This is a genomic window from Flectobacillus sp., assembly GCF_049240685.1.
Lineage (GTDB): Bacteria > Bacteroidota > Bacteroidia > Cytophagales > Spirosomataceae > Flectobacillus.
Genome location: NZ_JBMLSD010000013.1, coordinates 1 through 19,775 on the forward strand (window position 1 = coordinate 1; position 19,775 = coordinate 19,775).

Below are 19,775 nucleotides of genomic sequence, written 5' to 3' on the forward strand. Positions count from 1 at the left end.
TTTATATAAAAGGGAACAGGCAACAGGCACAAGGCAAAGAGTGTTAAAATGTTTTTAACAAAGTTACTAGTTCAAGACTTAGTCTTGGACTCATTTTTTTAACAGTTTTAAACTGTTTTTAAACATTCATTGAAAAAGTCTAAATACCTTTTCTCTTTTTGTCCAGTAATCAGAAAATTTAATTAATTGAAGGTGTAAAATATTGATAATTAAAATTTTACATTCAAAATTCACAACTCATAATTCAGCATTCATACTTATCCTTGACACAATCTTAATTTAATCATGCAAGTACTTGAAAAATTAGCTTCTTTACAAAACCCCGAAAGGGCAAAATTGATGGCTCGTTATTTTAAAACTGGCAAAGGTCAATACGCCGAAGGGGACACTTTCTGGGGATTATCGAATCCGCAAGTGAGAGGAATTGTAAAAGAGTATTACAAACAAGTATCTATTGAGGAGGTTACGACAATGGTCGAGCATACGATACACGAAGTGCGTGCCTGTGGATTACTGATTTGGGTAGAACAATTCAAGAAAGGTTCAACGATACAGCGTGCTCGTATCGTTGAACTTTATCTTAGTCATTTGGACTATATCAACAATTGGGATTTGGTCGACCTTACGGCACATTTTATTCTAGGGCCTTGGTTGCTCGACAAAGACCGTGATATTTTGTACGAATTAGCGCAACGCAATCATTTGTGGTCACAACGAGTGGCTATTATTACTTGCCTTGCTTTTATTCGAAAAGGACAATTTACCGATGCTATTCGTCTTTGTGAAGTTTTTTTGACACATCGTCATGACCTTATTCACAAAGCGACAGGATGGATGCTTCGAGAAATAGGCAAGCGCGACGAGTTAGTCTTAAAAGAATTTTTGGACGAACACGTTTTAGCGATGCCTCGTACTATGTTGCGATATGCTATCGAAAAGCTCTCTCCAGCCGAGCGAAAAGCTTATCTTATGGCTAAATAAGTAAAAGAGCAAAATTAGATTTAAGTTGAGTGTTTAGGGACAAGGCAACAGGCACAAGGCAAAGAGTGTTAAAATGTTTTTATTAACCACAGCTATGCTTTTTTCCAAAGCCCTCCGCCGAAAGCTGATACCTGAATGTCTTTGGCACAAAAATTAAATTCTATTTTGCCCACTAACTTAAGTAAAAGAGCAAAATTAGGTTTAAATTGAGTGCTTTAGGCTGTAAGCCTAGGCCTTAGACAAAAGGTCTTTATCATTTCATAAAAACTCTTTTTTCTTTAGCATACGGCTTAATACCTAAAGCATATCACCTAAACCAAACAATATAAAACATTAACAATCAGACAATTACACTCACAAATCCATACACCTACTCAATTATCGCTCAAGCTCTATTTACTAATTGGACTAATGTTTTAATTTATCTTTAAACACCTTTGTAAATTTATCCAACTTAGGTTTGATTACAATCTGGCAATAAGGCTCCATACCATTTTGGTTGTAATATTCCTGATGATAATCTTCGGCAGGATAAAACTTGGTAAATGCACTAATTTCGGTTACAATCGGGTTCGGAAAAACATGTTCTGCATTAAGCTTGCTCTTCCAATGTTCTGCCAATTGTTTTTGTGCTTCGTTATGATAAAAAACCACCGAACGATACTGCGTTCCTTCATCTGCACCTTGGCGATTCAAGGTAGTTGGGTCGTGTGTTTTCCAAAAAACCTCTAATAACTCTTCAAAAGTAATTTTTTGTGGGTCATAAGTAATCTGACATACTTCGGCATGACCAGTTGTGCCTGTACATACAGCACGATAAGTCGGATTTTGGACAGAACCTCCAGAATAACCAGAAACAACTTTCTCAACTCCTTCAAGACGTTGGAATACGGCTTCTACACACCAAAAGCATCCAGCACCAAAAGTTGCGATTTCTGTTTTTTCATTGGGCTTATCTTTTTCTTTGTTTTCCATTTTAGTATTTTTCTGATTTTCAGGTTTTTGAGCACATGAAATATTTACTACTAATGTTAATATTCCAAGAACAATGGCACTAATTTTTCTTTTCATAATTGATAACATTTAAAACTTGATGTAAGTTTGCAATCTTTTTAAAGATGTTTTGTCATCTTTCCGACAAAACTCAACAACGACTCGATAATCTTCTCATGATTTATGGATAACGATTTGTTAACACAAAAACCCAAAACAACATCTCAAGAAATGAAAAAACTCACCTACTTTCAAGCGCTTGCGAAAAGCTGGAAAGCAGGTTTTCAAACAGTTGATTTTAGTGTAAAGATAATTTTAACCTTGGGGATTTTAATTATCGGTGCTACACAGTTTCCGAGTTATTTGAACCATATCCAAAAACGACCAGGAGTCGCTCTCGAGGATTTAGTGTTGAATGCCTTGCCTTCAATGGACGTATCTGTACCTATATTTACGGTATTGTACAGTATTTTGATTTTCTCATTAATACAAAGTCTAAAAAAGGCTGAAGTGTTTTTACTTTATGCAATTACTTACGTTTGCGTAACGATTTTTCGTATGCTGACTATCACTTTGGTTCCGCTTGATGCACCTGTTGGGTTAATCAATCTGGCAGACCCTTTTGCCGAAGCGGCAGTGTATGGTACGGCTGCGCCCGTCACCAAAGATTTATTCTTTTCGGGACATACTGCTACAATGGTGCTCATTTGGATTATTGTAGAAGGGCGTATGGCTAAAATCTTGGCTGGTATCGCCTGTATTTTAATCGCTTTTTTCCTACTTTTACAACACGTACACTATACGGCCGATGTGATTGCTGCATTTGCATTTACCGTTGCTTCGTATGAATTGGCTAAAGTAATCAAGGAGTGGCATTGGATTCCATTTTCGGCGGTGATGCTGACTTTATTTGCTTTACTTTTATCAGTATTCCGTCATGCAGCAGTCATGTACCCATAACTTAATTGTGAGTGCTGAATGAGAACTGTTTATTTCGGATTTCGGATGTTGGATTTCGGAAGTTTAGTTTATTTCCGAAATCAGAAATCCTCAATCTACAATTGTTAGAAATTCTTTGTACACTCCTAGTAGTAAATTGTGAATGGAGTTTTTAATGACTAGCCGTAAGCTTATAGCCAACTGCCGAAAGCCAAATATTGCATGAATACTTTTCAATAAATACATAAATCCCAATCTGATAGAATGGCTCTTAATTACCTCTGGATTGCTTTTTTTTTGATTGCCTTTGTTGTGGCTTTGCTCAAGTTGATTTTCTTGGGCGATACCGAAATTTTCAAACTGATTGTCGATGGTATGTTCGACTCAGCCGAAACTTCGGTCATGAATATTGCACTTCCATTAGCTGGGGTAATGACATTCTTTATGGGTTTACTCAATATTGGAGAAAAGGCGGGTGCTATCAACTTTTTGGCTCGTATTGTCGGACCATTCTTTAATCGTCTTTTTCCTGAAGTTCCTAAAAATCACCCAGCAAGTGGACAAATGATTATGAACTTTTCGGCCAATATGCTAGGGCTCGACAATGCTGCTACGCCTTTTGGGCTAAAAGCAATGCAAAGTTTACAAGAACTAAATCCTAGCAAAACAGTAGCTTCTAATGCCCAGATTATGTTTATGGTATTGCACAGTGCAGGCCCTGTTTTGATTCCACTGAGTATTATGGCTCAGCGGGCGATTTATGGTGCCAAAGACGCCTCTGATATTTTTATTCCATGCTTGATTGCTACTTATGTTGCTACCGTGACGGGACTATTGTTTGTCTCTTTCAAGCAAAAAATAAATCTCTTAGACAGAGTTATTATCACATGGCTGGGAGGTATTACGGCTGCTATTGGGTTATTGCTTTGGTATTTATCAAGTATTCCGAAAGAACAAATCGAAATCTTTTCGAAGGTGTCGAGTAATATGATTTTGTTTGGCTTAATCATTTCGTTTTTACTTGGTGCGCTTCGTAAAAAAGTTGACATTTTTGATGCCTTTATCGAGGGTGCAAAAGGTGGCTTCGAAACTTCTGTACGCATTATTCCTTATTTGGTTGCCATGTTGGTAGCTATTGGCGCATTGCGTAATTCTGGCGCTTTGACTTGGATTGTTGATGGCATGAAGTACTTATTTGCGCTGACCAATATCAATACCGACTTTACAGATGCGCTTCCAACAGCTCTGATGCATCCTTTGAGTGGTGGTGGCTCAAGAGCAATGATGATTGATACCATGAAAACCTTTGGTGCAGATTCTTTTGCGGGTAGATTGGCCTGTGTATTCCAAGGTTCGGCAGATACGATTTTTTATGTGATTGCTTTGTATTTTGGTTCGGTCAATATCAAGGAAACACGCTATACGCTTTGGGCAGGTTTAACAGCAGATTTAGCTGGTATTATCACAGCTATTCTGGTGAGTTATTTGTTTTTCCACTAAAAAAATAAATTGATTACCTTTGATTTTCGGTTTTTGATTTTCATAAAATTATCTCAAAATATTGGACTTAAGTACAAGTAAAATAGCAATAATCGGTCTTGGATATGTAGGGCTTCCATTGGCTGTTGAGTTCGGGAAAAAATTTCCAGTAATCGGTTTTGATATTAATCAAAGTCGTATCGATGAACTTTCAAAAGGTTATGACCGCACGCAGGAAGTAGAGACCGAAAATTTACAGTCTTCTACACAACTAAGTTTTTCAGCCAATATCCATGATTTGGTTGACTGCAATGTGTTTATCGTAACCGTACCTACGCCGATAGATCGTTTCAAAAAGCCCGATTTAGTTCCTTTGATTGCGGCCAGTAAAACCGTAGGGAAGGTTCTCCGCAAGGGCGATGTGGTGATTTATGAATCAACGGTATATCCAGGTTGTACAGAAGAGGATTGTGTGCCAATTTTGGAAAAAGAAAGTGGTTTGGTTTTTAACCAAGATTTCTTCTGTGGCTATTCTCCAGAACGTATCAACCCTGGTGATAAGGTGAATACTTTGACCAAAATCAAAAAAGTTACCTCTGGTTCAACGCCTGAAGTAGCTCAATTTGTGGATAGTTTGTATGGCTCAATTATTACAGCAGGTACGTATTTGGCGACTTCTATCAAAGTAGCGGAAGCGTCGAAGGCGATTGAAAATGCTCAGCGTGATGTCAATATCTCGTTTGTGAATGAATTGGCATTGATTTTTGATAAAATGGGCATTGATACCACCGAGGTATTAGAGGCCGCAGGTACAAAATGGAATTTCCTCAAATTCAAACCGGGTTTGGTGGGCGGGCACTGTATTGGCGTAGACCCTTATTATCTACTTCACAAGTCCGAAAGTTTGGGGTATTATCCTCAGGTGATTCTTTCTGGTCGTCGTGTCAATGATAACATGGGGATTTTTGTAGCCAATAAACTGGTGAAGCTATTGATTAAGAAAGGGCATAAAATCGATGGTTGTAAGGTGTTGATTTTAGGTGTTACTTTTAAAGAAAACTGCCCAGATATTCGTAACTCTCGTGTGATTGATGTGTATAACGAATTAAAAGAGTTCGGAATTGATGTGGATGTATATGACCCTTGGGCCGACAAACATGAAGTGGCGGAGGAATACGGCATTCAGTTGCTCGACCAATTGGGTACTGACTACGAAGGTATTTTGCTATGCGTATCGCATAACGAGTTTGCCAGCTTAAATATTGAAGCCCTCAAAGGCGAAAACGCCGTGATTTACGATATTAAATCTTTCTGGGATAAATCATTCTCTGATGCGAGACTGTAGTGTATTGAGTGATTTGTTTTGATAAAAATTAGTAGAGACGCAATGCTTTGCGTCTTCAATAGCTATAAATATGAGTCATTCCGAATTTTAAGATTGGGATTATCCTCCATAATTTTCATAAAAAAGGGGTCGGAATATATTTCCTGACCCCTTTTTTGAGGCTATTATGCTAGATTTACTTGGTTTGAGACGCAAGCATTGAGACGCGAGCATTGAGACGCAAGCATTGCGTTTCTACTGGGAGAATCTAAATTTTAACATAATCACAAATCACTCAATTGTTTTATTCTAGGCTTCTGATATATATTCTCTAACGATGAAGTTGTTTGCTACGATTCGAAATACCTTTTATGAATACCGAGGTGTTATTCGCAACTTCGTGGCGTTGGCATTTTTACAAGCTACCAACCTATTAATCCCTCTTTTGTTAATTCCCCTTTTGCTTCAACGAATCGGATTGGCTCAGTATGGTATTGTGGCTTTGGCACAAAGTATCATGTTGTATTTTTATGTTTGGGTGGATTATGGCTTTAGTCTTTCAGCAGTAAAAACCTTGAGCGAAAAGCACCGTCAACAAAGAGATTTAAGCCAACTTTTTTTTGAAGTAAGTTTTTCAAAAATAACTCTATTGATTCTTGGTTTTGGTATTTTACTGGTAATTCTTCCTTTTCATCCCACCCTTGCTCACAACCCTAAACTGATTCTTGGTAGTTATATGATGGTCGTCGGTCAGGCGCTATTGCCTATTTGGTTTTTTCAAGGCGTTGAAAAAATGCCTTGGGCTACTTACGCCAATTTTTGTTCAAAAATCCTTAGTGTTTGTTTGATTTATTTTTGGGTAAAAGGCGCTACCGAAGCCATTTGGATAAATATGATATTAGGCGGTAGCAATGTTTTGGTTGGTGTTATTGCTACTATTTATTTGTCAAAAAAATATCATCTGGTATTCCAAAAACGATGGTTGAAAGGTGTTCCAAGACAACTCAAAGAAGGATTTTTCTATTTTACCTCCCATTTTTCGGTAAGTCTGTATATGCACTCTGGTATTATCCTATTGGGTTGGTTTGTCAGCGAACAAATGTTGGGGGTTTACAGCATAGCCGAAAAAATAGCACTATTGCTTCGCCAAGTGCTAGTAATGTTTTCACAAGCGATTTATACGCAACTTTGCCATATTCTCACACAAGGATATGAGGCTATGCAATCATTTTTGCGAAAATTATTTCTACCTTTTTGTATTTTGGTTGGAATAGGAAGCTCTGTGTGCTGGTTGGGTGCGCCCCTGATAGGTATCTTAATAAATTTAGATATTTCAGAAAAAAACCTGTTTGTTCAACTGGTAAGATATATGGCTTTTATCCCATTAATTGTATGTGTCAATATCCCTTTTTATCAGCTATTGCTTATCTCAGACCATGGAAAAAGTAGCACAAAGATTTTATCTTGGGGCGCTTTGGTATGTATCTTGTTAAACGTTTTACTGATTCCGTCTTTCTCGGTGCTTGGTACTGCTTTAGCACTATTAGTTACCGAAAGTATGATAAGTGTTTTAGTGATTTTGAAAGCAAAAAAATACCTTTTTTAAAATAAAAAAGTCAGCAAATCACTTCTTAAAGCCCCCAAACGATGACATTAGCCCTACTTTTGATATTATTGATAGCAAACAGCCTACTTTACAGAAGTCCGCTAAACCCTATCGTAATACAAACAGGATTATGGCTAATGTATTATCTTATTTTTTGGCAAAATCAAGCTTATTTTGCTGTTAACCTCCAAGATATTGCTCCCTTCATCTGGATAAGTTGCTTAGGATTTTCGGTAGGAGGATTGATATGCTGGGGCTTATACCAAAAAGTATTGCCCGAAATAACTATTCCTGAGCCTCTTTATGACAATACACTTTTAGTAAAAAATCTTTTCCTATTTTATCCCCTTGTATTACTTTCTTTAGGGCTCACTCTTCCGATGGTGGTGAAGGAAGTAGGGCAGTTTTCGTGGGGAGATATACAAGAATTGCGGAATACCTTGGTCGAAGATGATGGAAAACGTTTTGGGCTTTATGGCTTAATTCAAACCTTAAGCTCTGTTTATTTGGTATTGCTACTTACTCATACCTCTTTTTCTTGGCGCAATGGTATCCTATTAATAGTGTTTTTGATTTATACTTACCTACTAGGCTCACGTGGGCAATTGATTTTCTTCGTGGTTCCTTTAGCTTATGATTTACTTTGGAAAAACAAAATTTCCATAGGACAAGCAATGATAGGCGCTCTCTCCTTAATTGGCTTTATGGTACTTATCACAATCGGCAGAACGCAAGACTTTTCGTGGGAATCTATCATTCCGATGTTGTTGACTTATTCGGTGGCATCGCTGCCTGCCTTGAGTTTGGCTAGTATCGACCCTGTGCCGTATTTGGGATACAATACTTTTCGAGTGATATGGCTTTGGATAGGGCGTTTGGGCTTCAATATTCCTGTAGCACCAGTTATTTCAGAATGGATTAGCACGCCCTTACCCACAAATACCTATTCGTATCTCAAACCCTATTATATGGATTTTGGTATGGTAGGGGTATTTGTTCTTCCTTTGTTGCTGGGTTTTGTGTATAATCTGCTCTATTTTAGGGCAAAAAGATTTCATATAATTTCATGCTATCTCCTAGGCTTTTTGATGTATGCTTTACTTATGCAACCTATCGAAGAGCAATATTTCAGATGGCTAACCAATTGGGTTTATATTCTTTTTATTATGTTTTTTTTAAAAAAAATAGAGATAAAATGGTTTGACATCAAGTGATTTTTGAGGGCAATCTATTTTAGACAAAAAATTATTTGAGACTAATAAACAATTGCAGATCAGAGATTTCGGAAATAAGTAAAAAGATATTATTGGTTGATAGAATATCCGTTATTGACATGTACCCATAATTAGAAGGATACTGACAAAGTCTGCTACCAATAAACTATCAATTTAATTTTCCTTATTGCAAAAATATTCTACAAGACAGTAGATTATATTTCCGAAATCCCTAGTCCTCCCAAACTCCACACTAATTACTCCTAGGAAGCTTGGCCTCCGTTTACGCCTAATACTTGACCGTTTACGAAGCTGGCTTCTTCTGAAGCTAAATATAGATAGGCATAAGCAATATCCTTGGGGTCGCCCATACGTTTGAGTGGGATTTGACTAATCATGGCTTTTTGAACTTCTTCGGGCATAGCTTCTGTCATTTCTGTTCTGATAAAACCTGGCGCTACAGCATTGGAGGTAATACCATGCTTTGCCAATTCCTTTGCCCAAGTTTTTACCATCCCAATTAAGCCCGCTTTGGCTGCAACATAATTGGTTTGACCAAAATTACCATGTACACCCACGATTGAGGAGGTACAAATAATTCTTCCATATTGTTTTTCGACCATATATGGCGCTACGGCTTTGGTACAATTAAAAACTCCTGTAAGATTGACATCAATGACCTGCTGCCATTCATCGTGTGACATTTTCAGAAGCGTTTTGTCGCGTGTAATACCAGCATTATTGATGAGAATATCAATTTTTCCAAAGCGCTCAAAAACTTTTTTTGTTGCGGATTCAATACCACTAACATCCGTCGTACTTACTTTCATAAACTCACAAGCATAACCTTGAGCACGTAGATTTGAAGCAGTTTCTTCTCCTAAGTCTAATAAGTCCCAAATAATTACAGTGGCACCTTCCTTACAGAAAACTTCTGTGGCGGCCTTTCCAATTCCCCTGGCAGCGCCAGTTATAATAGCAATACGATTTTGTAATCTCATAGTAAAGTAGTTTTAAGTACCTGCTTAAATTCATAGTTGATAGACAAAATAGGTATTTTTTTTCAAAAAAAAGCCCCTTGTTTCACAAAACAAGGGGCGAAGCTAAATATAAAATTAATAGCGGATTGAGAAAATTAAAGAGGTTTGAAAGAGAAGTTTTAGAGAGTTTTATCAAAGTATGGATTATAATTCAGAAAGCTGGGTGATTAGTTTTTACCAAAACTAAAGCTTACATATACTTGAGCAGAGGTGTTTTTGATGCTTAGGTAATCAGATAAATTATTGTTGTTATCTATTTGAAAATCCTTGTTGACATTGGTTAAGCCCAATACATAACGGCCCCCTAAAGCAACTTTATCAGAAACTTTGTATTCCAAGCCACCAGCAAGTCCTAAATCAATATCTTTGAATAGACCGTTGTAGTTGACCGAGAAAAGACCGTTCCCTATCCCAATTTTTGTATTAGTCAAATAACTTACTTGCGGACCAGCCAACAATGAAAGCTCTTCGGTAACAGGAAATTTTAATAAAATAGGCAAAGAAAGATAGTGCATACCAATAGAGCCTACACCACCAATCTTGAAGCCTTGTTGTGAATAAATAAGTTCGGGTTGAATTCCTATTTTGTCTGAAAGCATTAAATCTTGCAATACAATACCTGCATGAAAACCCGCTTTACCATCGATTATATCAACAGGCTCTGGTGACATGATAGCATCAGAATAAGTGAAGCCTCCTTTGAAGGCAATTTTTTGAGCATTAGCAAACGATACTACACTTAATACGATAGCTAGGGAAGCAAGTAATTTCTTCATATTAGAAAAGTTAAATTTCTTGAAAGATGCGTTTAATAAATTATGTACTTATAACGGCAAAGTGTTCCGAAGGTCTCATAACAAAATGTTAATACTTGTTAAGGTTTTGTTAATGCTCCAAAAAGAGCAACAAAAAAGGTCTTAGCACGTGATGCTAAGACCTTCATAATCATTTTGATACCGTTTAGAGGTCTAAAAATTTATTTTTTTCAAAAAAATAAAAAAAATCTGTCCGTATGTCTTTTACTCTTCTTTGCGTCCCTGTTTTTCATTAATCTTCATTTGGAGAAAATAAGATAACAAAAGTCCAATTCCACCAAATACAAAAATCATAGAGAAATACGCTACATCGTCGTCGAAGCCCAAACTTGTTTCAAGGAAATGTCCAATTAATAAGCCTAAGCCAACACCAACGGCCACTAAGCCCCAACGTAGTGAATTGGCAGGATTGATATTGAGTGAATTGGCAGGATTGATATTGATAGACTTACTTGGAGGAACTATTCCTTTGGCAATCATTGCCATTTTTTCGTCGTTTTCGAATTTTCTTAAAAATACAATCATCGTAAAGAAGCCTACTGTACTCACGATTGGTATTAAGAGCGCAACCATTCCTTCTGAAACCATGTCGTTATAAATGTTTAAGTTGTTAAAATCTGTTTTCATTTCAGGCACCTTCATTGCTAGCGTGTATGTCGGTGTTTGCTGAATATTTGACTATAGGATGAAGGTTTCAAATAAAAGGTTACAGGGGGGAGGATTTTTTTTTCAAATTCGAAAGAAGCAGTAGGCATAAAGGAATTTAGATTCACAACCCATCATTCTGCACTTCTACCTAATATTCTAAAAAAGCGAGCCACTTTCTTTTGGCTAAATACTGTAAATTTTCATCCTCTCGATATGCCTCTCTCTCGAATATAATTTGGCGATATGCTTGATTATGAGGCATTCCTTTCAAACGATTTATACCATAATGAATCACATACCATAAATAGAAAAATACAATTCCTAGCTCGATTTGTTGTCGTAGGTGAATTCTTTCATGATTAACCAAAATATTCGAAGGTCGTTCTTTTTGTACTATCACAAAAGGAAAAAGTGCCATACCCGCGACTCGCAGATATGGCACTACCAATAATATGTATCTTTGTTTTAAGAAAAAACGAATATGTATTTTTTGTAAAGACATTTGTCTAACCAACTAAGAGATATAACTACACCACTCATCCTCAAAGTCTAAGAGTATTTCTTGTTAATTGCATCGTATTTATTTACTGGTACTGGCGATTTAAACTGTGGTTCTTGTACCTCTGGGCGTACCCAGTCCAAATGCCCCTTTACCCATGCATAAGCAAGCCCTAGGATAAGAATACCAACAAAAATGAGCATTTCAACAATCGAAAACCATCCCCAAAGACCGTCGGTAGTATGATTTAGTGTTTCATTTCCAAAAACAGTTGCCCAAGGAAACAGGAAAACTAATTCTAAATCAAATAGCACAAACAACAGTGCAATCACATAAAATCGAATGTTAAAGCGAACATTGGCATTACCGTCTGGCTCTTCTCCAGATTCATAAGTGGTTAATTTTTCAACGTTCGGGCGATTAGGTCTCAACAGTTTGGCAACAAAAAGAATTACCGCCGTAAAGACAATCGCAGTGATGATAAACAATAAAATATAGCCAAATTCACTAAGCATCGTATAACAAAATTAGAAAAGTCATTGAACCATATTAGGATTGGAAAACGATACCTGAAAGCCAAATGCTCAAGACCCTTTTACGACTTATTCCTAATATTAAAATAACCTTTGACAACAGTAAATGTTGTAATGACCAAGAAAAACAAAATGACATAATGTACATAATTGATAATCCAAGGAAACTTGATACCAAACCAATACCCCCCTCCCACTAACGAGACCACCCAAACGGCTCCGCCAACGATATTCAGGAAAAGGTATTTGGGATAGTTCATTTTACTAATACCTGCCAAAATTGGTGCAAAGGTACGGATATATGGTAAGAATCGACTGATAATTAAGGCCTGACTACCATATTTCTCAAAAAAATCCTTTGTAGCATCTAAGTGCTTTCTTTTGAAATACCACGTATCAGGTCTGTTTTCGAGGGTTGTGCCAAAATACCGTCCAAACAGAAAACCTGTTAATGAGCCAATTACCGCTGCCAAAAACAAATACAATATCACTGTAGTAATAGGATAAAGTAATAGTTTACTGCCTACAAAAATGCCAGTCAAGAATAAAAGATAGTCGCCCGGTAAAAAGAAAGCAAAGAAAAGCCCATTTTCAGCATATACCACGAAGGTGATGGCGAACAAACCTGCATTAATTATCTCTTTTGAATCAGAGAGATATTTTATTATTTGATTTATATCCATGGATAATTTTTACTACAAGCCTACACAACACTTAAAATCCAATTTTGGCGATGAATCATATTTTTCAATAGACCCGACAAATTAGACTTATTTCTGCAATTTTTTTTCGTGTATGGATTAAAACTTCATTAGGAAATTTTCAATCTATGCGCTAGTTTTTAAGTTCGAGGTTTACTTTCTTTCGAAAACAATTTTCCCATCAAAAATAGTCATTAATACCTGTACATTTTTTATTTTTTCTGGTTGAATTATTAAAATATCCTCTGAAAGTACCACCATATCAGCTAGTTTCCCTACTTCGATACTGCCTTTTACATTTTCTTCAAAAGCTGCATAAGCATTATTGATGGTGTAAGCCTTAATAGCTTCTTGTACCGATATTTTTTGTTTAGGAATCCAACCCATCGGATTAGCACCATCTACTGTTTGACGAGTAACAGCGGCATATATCCCCAAAATAGCATTAAGCGGCGCCACCGACCAGTCCGAACCCATACAAAGCTTTACGCCTGCTTCTAAAAAGGATTTGTAAGGGTGAGTATAATTCACTCTATCTCCAATACGCTTGGCAGCCCATACTCCATCATCAATACAATGATAGGGCTGCACCGAGGCAATAACGCCTAATTTAGCAAAAGCTTGAATATCTTCAAATCTCACATGCTGTGCGTGCTCGATACGGAAACGACGGTCCCATTTGGGATTTTCTTGTGTAATTTTTTCAAAAAGCTTTAACATCAAATAATTGGCCGAATCCCCAATAGCATGAATAGAAAGCTGTAAATGGTTTTTGTCGGCATCCACTGCCCATTTGGTCAAGCTGCCATTAATAATAATATCCGAAGCCAACCCCTTGGTATTGGGGTTTTGGGTATATGGCTTAAACATCAAAGCGGTACTCGACCCCAACGAGCCATCAGCATAGGCTTTCAATGACCCTAATTTGATTTTATCAGAACCAAAGCCTACTTGAATACCCGTATTTACCAAGTTTTGATAAGTACTAATGGGAAGTCTGGTATAAAATCGACAAGTAAGTTTACCCGCTTTTTCCAAATCTTGATAAGCAATCAAATCTGGTTGAAAAGTAATATCATGAACTGAAGTAATACCGTTTTCTCGTGCTTCTTGGAGTGCCCTTTCTACAAATTTGATTTTTTGCGCTGCATTGGCCGCTGGAATAATTTTATAAATCAAAGGCATTGCGGCGTCTTTTAGCACGCCTGTTGGCTCGCCAGTTTTAGGATCTTTCACTATTTCGCCACCATCAGGCGAAGGAGTATCTTTGGTAATCCCAGCCAAGGCTAGGGCTTTCGAATTGGCTAATCCCATGTGCCCATCAAAACGGTCGATAAAAATAGGGGTATCTTGCGAAAAGTCATCGATCATTTCCTTGGTGGGCAATTCTTTCACTTCCCAAGATTCATGGTCCCAATTTCCAGAAGTTATCCACTCTCCACGGTGGTTATCCACATATTTCTTTAAAATACCTTTAAATTCCGCTATCGTTTTTGCGCCTCTCAAGTCTACTCCCAAGAGATACATGCCTCCATCTGCAAAATGCGTGTGATTGTCGATAAGTCCAGGAAGCATTAGTTTTCCTTTCAAGTCCACCATCTTGGTTCGACTATCTGACCATACAGCACGAGCCTCGGGGGTTGAGCCTACAAATAGTATTTTACCATTTTCGACCACTACCGCTTCTGCAACTGAGCTTTTGGCATCAACTGTATATACTTTGCCATTATAAAAACAGGTTTTTTGCGCCTGCGAGAGCGTTGTTATGAAGAGGATAAAAATGAATGAGAGTAGTGTTTTTTTCATATAATGGTAGTAAAGGTTTGTTGACTTTGAATAATTTTGATAAAGTTAAACAAAAAAAAGTGCCACAATACAAACTGTGGCACCTGAATATACAGTAATACTTTTAGAATGAAAGAATTATGCAGGCTACATCATTTCTGATAGCTCCAACCAGCGAAGTTCTTTTTCGTCAAGTTGGTCAGTAATTTGCTCAATTTCATTAGCCCAAGCGGCCAATTCTTCATAGGAGCCTCCTGCGTTGAGTTTTTCGGTCAATGCTGCTTTTCGCTCTCCTAGTTTTGCCATTTCTCCTTCCAAAGATTCATATTCTTTTTGTTCTTTATAAGAAAGTTTCTTTTTGGTAGAAGTAGCCACAGGAGCTTCTTGAACAACCGGAGCACTTGGCGTTTCTACTTTTTTAGGTGCCGATTTAGCTTGTGCTTCTTGCTTGTCTAATTCATCTTTCCATTCACGATAATCGGTATAGTTTCCTGGAAAATCGCGAATTTGCCCTTCTCCTTCAAACACAAAAAGGTGCTCTACCAATTTGTCCATAAAATAACGGTCGTGAGATACTAGCAATAAACATCCTCCAAACTCCATTAAGAAATCCTCCAAAATATTCAATGTTTGAATATCCAAGTCATTGGTAGGTTCATCCAGAATCAAGAAGTTAGGGTTTTTGATTAATACTCGCATCAAAGCCAAACGACGTTTTTCACCCCCAGATAGCTTCTCAACAAGCGTGTATTGTACTTTAGGTTCAAACTTAAAATGCGTCAAAAATTGGCTCGCTGTGATACTTTGCCCATTTCCTAATGTTACATATTCTGCAATTTCGGTTACCAAATCTATTACTCTTTGCCCATCTCTGTACTCTAAATCTCCTTGCTGATAATAACCATATACAACCGTTTCGCCCGTAGTAATATTTCCTGAATCAGGTTTCAAGTTTTGCGTAATCATATTCAAAAATGTGGACTTTCCAGCCCCATTTTTTCCAATGATACCGATTCTATCTTTTTTCTTGAAAACATAAGAAAAATGAGCAACGATTTTTTGTTCACCAAAGCTTTTTGATAGGTCATCTATTTCTAAAATCTTACTTCCTTGACGAGCCATTTTTACATTTAACTGTACTTTAGAATCGTCTTTAGTTTGCGATGCTTTATCTTTCAAGTCATAAAAGGCATCGATACGATATTGAGCTTTGGTACCACGAGCTTTGGGCTGACGGCGCATCCATTCTAGCTCAGTACGCAACAAGTTCTTAGCTTTATCGATACTTGCGGCTTCCATGGCTTCACGTTCCGCTTTTTTCTCTAAGAAATACCCATAATTTCCTTTGTAAGGATACGTTTTGCCATTATCCAGCTCAACAATATTATTACAAACTCTATCCAAGAAATAACGGTCGTGAGTTACCAATAACAAGGTTACATTTTGGGAAGAAAGAGTTTGCTCCAACCACTCGATTGTTTCTAAATCGAGGTGGTTGGTCGGTTCATCCATGATGATTAAATCTGGCTCTTCAATCAAAATTTTGGCCATAGCCACACGCTTCCGCTGCCCACCCGATAAAGATGAAATAGGCTTATCGAGGTCATGAATACCCAATTTACCTAAAACTTGTTCCACACGACTTTCGTAGTCCCAAGCTTGGTATTTGTCCATCAATTCAAGTGCTTTCGTCAAATCGTCATCGTTGTGATGCAACATAGCATTTTCATACGCCTTGATGGCTTGCACCGTTGGCGAGTCTCCATCAAAAAGGGAATCCATAACCGACAACGATTCATTGAATACAGGATTTTGTGAAAGATAACCCACCGTAATTCCTTTACGAATACTGATAGTACCTTCGTCGGCAGGAATCACTCCTGCCAAGACATTCATTAAAGTAGTCTTTCCAGAGCCATTTTGACCCACTAAGGCTACTTTATCACCTTTAAGAATACCGAAATTGATACCTTTAAAAAGCCAACGCTCATTAAAGTTTTTAGAAATATTTTCTGCTGATAGATAATTCATTATGTTGAGCAATAGGCCTAAGCCTAGTTTAGCAAAATTTGGGGCAAAATTACGTAAAAAAAGCCGTATCGTTGAGATACGGCTCTAAAACTATTCAGTGCTATTGTTAGTCCCTTTGGGAGATTTAACAGAATATTGAAAAGTCAATTTCTTTTGTTGCATAGCAACGAGGTTTAGTCGCCAAGTAATCTTTCCTGAATCATTGTCAACCCCTGCCTCAGGTGCAAGCTTGTCATAGATTTCTATTTCCTTTAATCTTGTTACAGGAAATTGGTCTTCAACCAAAATACTTATAGGATATTTCTTGGTATTTTTTAGCTCAATTTCATAGCTGATATTATCTACTTTGCTATTACTTAAAAATTGTTTTTTCTGTAATTCCTTCTGTTTTTTTCGAGTAACAATTATATTTTTATCTCTTCCCAACGCAAAAGTAAGCGTATCATTTTGCTTTAATGCCAGCTCCGTTTTGCCTATATAAGTGCCCTCTAAATAAAGATTTACCTCTCCATCAACCAAATTATATTTTTCCCAATCTTGCACTTTCGCTTGTAAAAAAACATCTGTATCTATTTTGGGAATAACTTTATATTCATACAAAGTAGGAATATCCTCTTCTTTCAAATCTATTGTATGAGTTTCAGCATCTGAAGGAATCGTTGTTGGTGAGATAACATCAAAACTCAAACTCGTAGGAGCTTCATTCTCTTCTATATTAGTTATTGCTGGAGCATCTTTACTTTTTCTTTCAACTGTTGCTATACTACCTGTGATAGTTTGCTTTTGTTGCCTACCATAGCCAGCCACCACTACTTCATTTAATTCATTATGGTCAGCTTGCAATAATATGTCAAGCTTATTACCATAAACCCTTTGTCGTTGAGTTTTATAGCCAATATAAGAATATATTAACTCTAGACCTTTCTTCTGTAAATTAGGGGGAATGGCCAAACGATAATTTCCATTGGCATCTGTAGCTGTTCCAAAGTTTGTTCCAGCGAAGGAGATAGATACTGCTGGCAGGCCATTTTGAGTTGCGAAGTCTCTCACCGAACCTTTTACTTCAGTCAGTTCATTTGAATTACTTTCAACTGAATTATAATAGGAAGAGTAATCGTTAGCTTCTCCCCAAAACCATTTTTGTAATTCAGGAGGTGTAGCATTTTTATTAGGATTAGCTGTTGAAAAACGTAGCTTCACAGCTCTCCAATCTTCTCCTGAATATTGATACACATAAGCTTTATAGGCTAATTTTAAAGGCTTTAATACATTTTCGACACGCACATCGTAAGTTGGAATCCAACCTGCTTCTTTGACGTAATACGAGATATTGAATGTTACATCAGCTAATACTTCTTTTGTTTCTACCGTCACTAGTACTTCAGAGGTATTAGCTGTTTGCTTTTCGGTGAGCTCTGTTAAGGCTTGATCGTGTTTTTTCTTTTCATCCTCTAATGCTTGAATATTCCTCTCTATTTCCAACTGTTTGTTCAGAGCCTCCGTCATACGTTGGCGCTGAAAATCAACCAGCAATTTCAACTCTTCCACTTTTGCTGTTGAAGTGTTTCCTATGGTTTGATTTTTAATCAGCAACTCTTCTTCACGTTTATAAACGGTAAGCATAGCTCTTAAATTCTTTATTTTAGTATCGATAGCAGTCTTTTGGTCTTTATGGTTCTTAATTTCCTCCTGCTTTTCTTTTTTTACATCTTTTAGTCGATGATTGACCTCTAATACCTTTACCCGCGTATCTACGCTCATTTGTAAACTTTTAGCATCTAGCGTTGCTCCCAAGCCTGCAAAAAGGATTTCAGTCTTTCCCACTGGTAAATCCACTTTAGCTTTTCTAGTAATCTGAGCTCCTTCTGGATATACAGTTACAGCTTCAATTTTTGAAGAAATAGGTTGATTGAACAACATGGGGGTAAACCAGAGCCCATGTAGAAATATAAATAATATCTTGATCATAGAGGGTGTTGATTTTTGTTAAAGTTTAGAATAATTTTAAAAGTTATTAAATCTAATCAAAAATAGTTCAAAAATCTACCTGCTTACCTATATGAATCATGAATTTCTAAATACCTCTTTGGTGTATAAATCTTTGTGCGATAAACTTGTATTTTAATCCGATACCAACATAGAGCCACCCATCATTCGCCGTGTTGCTATAAGAATTAGGCCCTTCAACAAAGTAGGGATCAGATAAATTATATGGAGTTGTTCCATCAAATTTATCTGTACTAATCCAATTTATGCCCAAAGCCCCATTCAGATAAAGTCGAGGAAGAAGCCTATAATCGCAAGAAAAAGTAATAGGAATAAATACTTCTCTTGTATAATAGATACCAGGCTTTCCCGAACCGGGGCCAAATTGTTGAAAAATAGGTGTATGTCGACTGGTACCGTTTGAAGTAGTACGTAACAATTGATTGTTTCTGTCATAAACATCTGTATGAAACCTCAATAATCCTATGCCTACCGACATGTAGCATTTTAGCCGATATTCTTTTTCTCTGGCCAATAACGTTGTTAAATTTATCACTGGAGCTATTGATACTCCCCAATAATTATTTCGAGCAAAGGCGCGATATTCCGTATTATTTTGGCTATGGGCTGTTCCGGACATTACAGTTAAACGCCCAGATAGTTTAGGAGAAAAACCTTTTTCTAATGATAGATGATAAATCGTAGGAAAAGTCTGTATTCCATGAAGTTCTCCAAGAATATATGGAATACCAGTCGTAGCTGTCAAAGAATAGCCATCTAAATAGCTATATCGAGGTGTATATCGTTTTTGGGCTAACGATAGTTGTAGTGCTACAGATAGTAGTAGCAACAGTGAGAAAAAAGCTGTTCTCATATTTATTAGGGTAGAAAATATTTGTACAATTTATTTTAAGTAAAAATATAAATTATATTTTATATATGGAAAAAGTATAAAGAAAAACTTTATATTTTAAATTTTAGATAAATGCTTAGAAGTAAATGAGCAAAATTAGATTTAAGTTAAGTGTTTTAGGCAACAGGCACACAGTAAAGAGTGTTACATTGTTTTTTAGTAATGATAGATATGTTTTTACCGATTGCCCATAGTATCCTCAACGGTACTGAGTTTTGTAAAACAAAAAAGCCACTCTTTTGGAGTGGCTTCTGTCTTTGTAATATTTTGGAGCTTTTTTACTTTCCC

At 36.9% G+C, this 19,775-nt stretch carries 17 protein-coding genes; 6 read left to right on the forward strand and 11 right to left on the reverse strand.

Translation table 11 applies throughout. The annotated features are described in order from the left end of the window. Nucleotides 1–285 precede the first annotated feature (285 nt). Nucleotides 286–981 carry a DNA alkylation repair protein gene (locus ACOVQ4_RS00610; protein WP_421818740.1) on the forward strand — a complete coding sequence of 232 codons (696 nt, stop codon included), beginning with the start codon at nucleotides 286–288 and terminating at the stop codon, nucleotides 979–981. Nucleotides 982–1,389: 408 nt separating this feature from the next. Here ACOVQ4_RS00610 and msrA read toward each other — a convergent pair whose 3' ends face one another. Beyond that, complete coding sequence (gene msrA, locus ACOVQ4_RS00615) at nucleotides 1,390–2,052, reverse strand: peptide-methionine (S)-S-oxide reductase MsrA (protein WP_421818741.1); 663 nt, start codon at nucleotides 2,050–2,052, stop codon at nucleotides 1,390–1,392. A gap of 153 nt (nucleotides 2,053–2,205) precedes the next feature. Here msrA and ACOVQ4_RS00620 point away from each other — a divergent pair, with 153 nt between their 5' ends. The 5 genes from ACOVQ4_RS00620 to ACOVQ4_RS00640 all read left to right on the forward strand — a co-directional run bounded on the left by ACOVQ4_RS00620 (nucleotide 2,206) and on the right by ACOVQ4_RS00640 (nucleotide 8,536). Next, nucleotides 2,206–2,934: a phosphatase PAP2-related protein gene (locus ACOVQ4_RS00620; RefSeq protein ID WP_421818742.1), complete on the forward strand. Its 729-nt coding sequence runs from the start codon at nucleotides 2,206–2,208 to the stop codon at nucleotides 2,932–2,934. Between the two features lie 243 nt (nucleotides 2,935–3,177). Continuing rightward, a complete protein-coding gene (locus tag ACOVQ4_RS00625; protein WP_421818743.1) occupies nucleotides 3,178–4,413 on the forward strand; it encodes a nucleoside recognition domain-containing protein in 1,236 nt (411 codons plus the stop codon). Nucleotides 4,414–4,471: 58 nt separating this feature from the next. Beyond that, a complete protein-coding gene (locus tag ACOVQ4_RS00630) occupies nucleotides 4,472–5,737 on the forward strand; it encodes a nucleotide sugar dehydrogenase (protein WP_421818756.1) in 1,266 nt (421 codons plus the stop codon). 316 nt (nucleotides 5,738–6,053) lie between these two features. Next, complete coding sequence (locus ACOVQ4_RS00635) at nucleotides 6,054–7,322, forward strand: oligosaccharide flippase family protein (RefSeq protein ID WP_421818744.1); 1,269 nt, start codon at nucleotides 6,054–6,056, stop codon at nucleotides 7,320–7,322. 41 nt (nucleotides 7,323–7,363) lie between these two features. Then, a complete protein-coding gene (locus tag ACOVQ4_RS00640; protein WP_421818745.1) occupies nucleotides 7,364–8,536 on the forward strand; it encodes an O-antigen polymerase in 1,173 nt (390 codons plus the stop codon). Between the two features lie 263 nt (nucleotides 8,537–8,799). On the opposite strand, the gene fabG is transcribed toward ACOVQ4_RS00640, so the two are convergent. From fabG to ACOVQ4_RS00690, 10 genes are all read right to left on the reverse strand, one after another. Beyond that, a complete protein-coding gene (gene fabG, locus ACOVQ4_RS00645) occupies nucleotides 8,800–9,537 on the reverse strand; it encodes a 3-oxoacyl-[acyl-carrier-protein] reductase (protein WP_421818746.1) in 738 nt (245 codons plus the stop codon). Nucleotides 9,538–9,743: 206 nt separating this feature from the next. Beyond that, a complete protein-coding gene (locus ACOVQ4_RS00650; protein ID WP_421818747.1) occupies nucleotides 9,744–10,352 on the reverse strand; it encodes a porin family protein in 609 nt (202 codons plus the stop codon). Nucleotides 10,353–10,595: 243 nt separating this feature from the next. Beyond that, nucleotides 10,596–11,018, reverse strand: a complete 423-nt coding sequence (locus ACOVQ4_RS00655) for a DUF6249 domain-containing protein (protein WP_421818748.1) — start codon at nucleotides 11,016–11,018, stop codon at nucleotides 10,596–10,598. Between the two features lie 169 nt (nucleotides 11,019–11,187). Next, nucleotides 11,188–11,541, reverse strand: a complete 354-nt coding sequence (locus ACOVQ4_RS00660; RefSeq protein WP_421818749.1) for a hypothetical protein — start codon at nucleotides 11,539–11,541, stop codon at nucleotides 11,188–11,190. A gap of 47 nt (nucleotides 11,542–11,588) precedes the next feature. Next, nucleotides 11,589–12,053: an NADH-quinone oxidoreductase subunit A gene (locus ACOVQ4_RS00665; RefSeq protein ID WP_421818750.1), complete on the reverse strand. Its 465-nt coding sequence runs from the start codon at nucleotides 12,051–12,053 to the stop codon at nucleotides 11,589–11,591. Nucleotides 12,054–12,133: 80 nt separating this feature from the next. Further along, nucleotides 12,134–12,754: a DedA family protein gene (locus ACOVQ4_RS00670; protein WP_421818751.1), complete on the reverse strand. Its 621-nt coding sequence runs from the start codon at nucleotides 12,752–12,754 to the stop codon at nucleotides 12,134–12,136. Nucleotides 12,755–12,925: 171 nt separating this feature from the next. After that, nucleotides 12,926–14,578: an amidohydrolase gene (locus ACOVQ4_RS00675; protein WP_421818752.1), complete on the reverse strand. Its 1,653-nt coding sequence runs from the start codon at nucleotides 14,576–14,578 to the stop codon at nucleotides 12,926–12,928. Nucleotides 14,579–14,704: 126 nt separating this feature from the next. Continuing rightward, complete coding sequence (locus ACOVQ4_RS00680) at nucleotides 14,705–16,588, reverse strand: ABC-F family ATP-binding cassette domain-containing protein (protein ID WP_421818753.1); 1,884 nt, start codon at nucleotides 16,586–16,588, stop codon at nucleotides 14,705–14,707. A gap of 90 nt (nucleotides 16,589–16,678) precedes the next feature. After that, nucleotides 16,679–18,556 carry a mucoidy inhibitor MuiA family protein gene (locus ACOVQ4_RS00685; protein WP_421818754.1) on the reverse strand — a complete coding sequence of 626 codons (1,878 nt, stop codon included), beginning with the start codon at nucleotides 18,554–18,556 and terminating at the stop codon, nucleotides 16,679–16,681. A gap of 106 nt (nucleotides 18,557–18,662) precedes the next feature. Continuing rightward, nucleotides 18,663–19,448, reverse strand: a complete 786-nt coding sequence (locus tag ACOVQ4_RS00690; RefSeq protein ID WP_421818755.1) for a hypothetical protein — start codon at nucleotides 19,446–19,448, stop codon at nucleotides 18,663–18,665. Nucleotides 19,449–19,775 lie beyond the last annotated feature (327 nt).

What these genes read in the sequence shown, in the direction of transcription:
- ACOVQ4_RS00610 (WP_421818740.1), top strand. Translation starts at nt 286, where the DNA reads ATGCAAGTACTTGAAAAATTAGCTTCTTTACAAAACCCCGAAAGGGCA.
- msrA (WP_421818741.1), bottom strand. Translation starts at nt 2,052, where the DNA reads ATGAAAAGAAAAATTAGTGCCATTGTTCTTGGAATATTAACATTAGTA.
- ACOVQ4_RS00620 (WP_421818742.1), top strand. Translation starts at nt 2,206, where the DNA reads ATGAAAAAACTCACCTACTTTCAAGCGCTTGCGAAAAGCTGGAAAGCA.
- ACOVQ4_RS00625 (WP_421818743.1), top strand. Translation starts at nt 3,178, where the DNA reads ATGGCTCTTAATTACCTCTGGATTGCTTTTTTTTTGATTGCCTTTGTT.
- ACOVQ4_RS00635 (WP_421818744.1), top strand. Translation starts at nt 6,054, where the DNA reads ATGAAGTTGTTTGCTACGATTCGAAATACCTTTTATGAATACCGAGGT.
- ACOVQ4_RS00640 (WP_421818745.1), top strand. Translation starts at nt 7,364, where the DNA reads ATGACATTAGCCCTACTTTTGATATTATTGATAGCAAACAGCCTACTT.
- fabG (WP_421818746.1), bottom strand. Translation starts at nt 9,537, where the DNA reads ATGAGATTACAAAATCGTATTGCTATTATAACTGGCGCTGCCAGGGGA.
- ACOVQ4_RS00650 (WP_421818747.1), bottom strand. Translation starts at nt 10,352, where the DNA reads ATGAAGAAATTACTTGCTTCCCTAGCTATCGTATTAAGTGTAGTATCG.
- ACOVQ4_RS00655 (WP_421818748.1), bottom strand. Translation starts at nt 11,018, where the DNA reads ATGAAAACAGATTTTAACAACTTAAACATTTATAACGACATGGTTTCA.
- ACOVQ4_RS00660 (WP_421818749.1), bottom strand. Translation starts at nt 11,541, where the DNA reads ATGTCTTTACAAAAAATACATATTCGTTTTTTCTTAAAACAAAGATAC.
- ACOVQ4_RS00665 (WP_421818750.1), bottom strand. Translation starts at nt 12,053, where the DNA reads ATGCTTAGTGAATTTGGCTATATTTTATTGTTTATCATCACTGCGATT.
- ACOVQ4_RS00670 (WP_421818751.1), bottom strand. Translation starts at nt 12,754, where the DNA reads ATGGATATAAATCAAATAATAAAATATCTCTCTGATTCAAAAGAGATA.
- ACOVQ4_RS00675 (WP_421818752.1), bottom strand. Translation starts at nt 14,578, where the DNA reads ATGAAAAAAACACTACTCTCATTCATTTTTATCCTCTTCATAACAACG.
- ACOVQ4_RS00680 (WP_421818753.1), bottom strand. Translation starts at nt 16,588, where the DNA reads ATGAATTATCTATCAGCAGAAAATATTTCTAAAAACTTTAATGAGCGT.
- ACOVQ4_RS00685 (WP_421818754.1), bottom strand. Translation starts at nt 18,556, where the DNA reads ATGATCAAGATATTATTTATATTTCTACATGGGCTCTGGTTTACCCCC.
- ACOVQ4_RS00690 (WP_421818755.1), bottom strand. Translation starts at nt 19,448, where the DNA reads ATGAGAACAGCTTTTTTCTCACTGTTGCTACTACTATCTGTAGCACTA.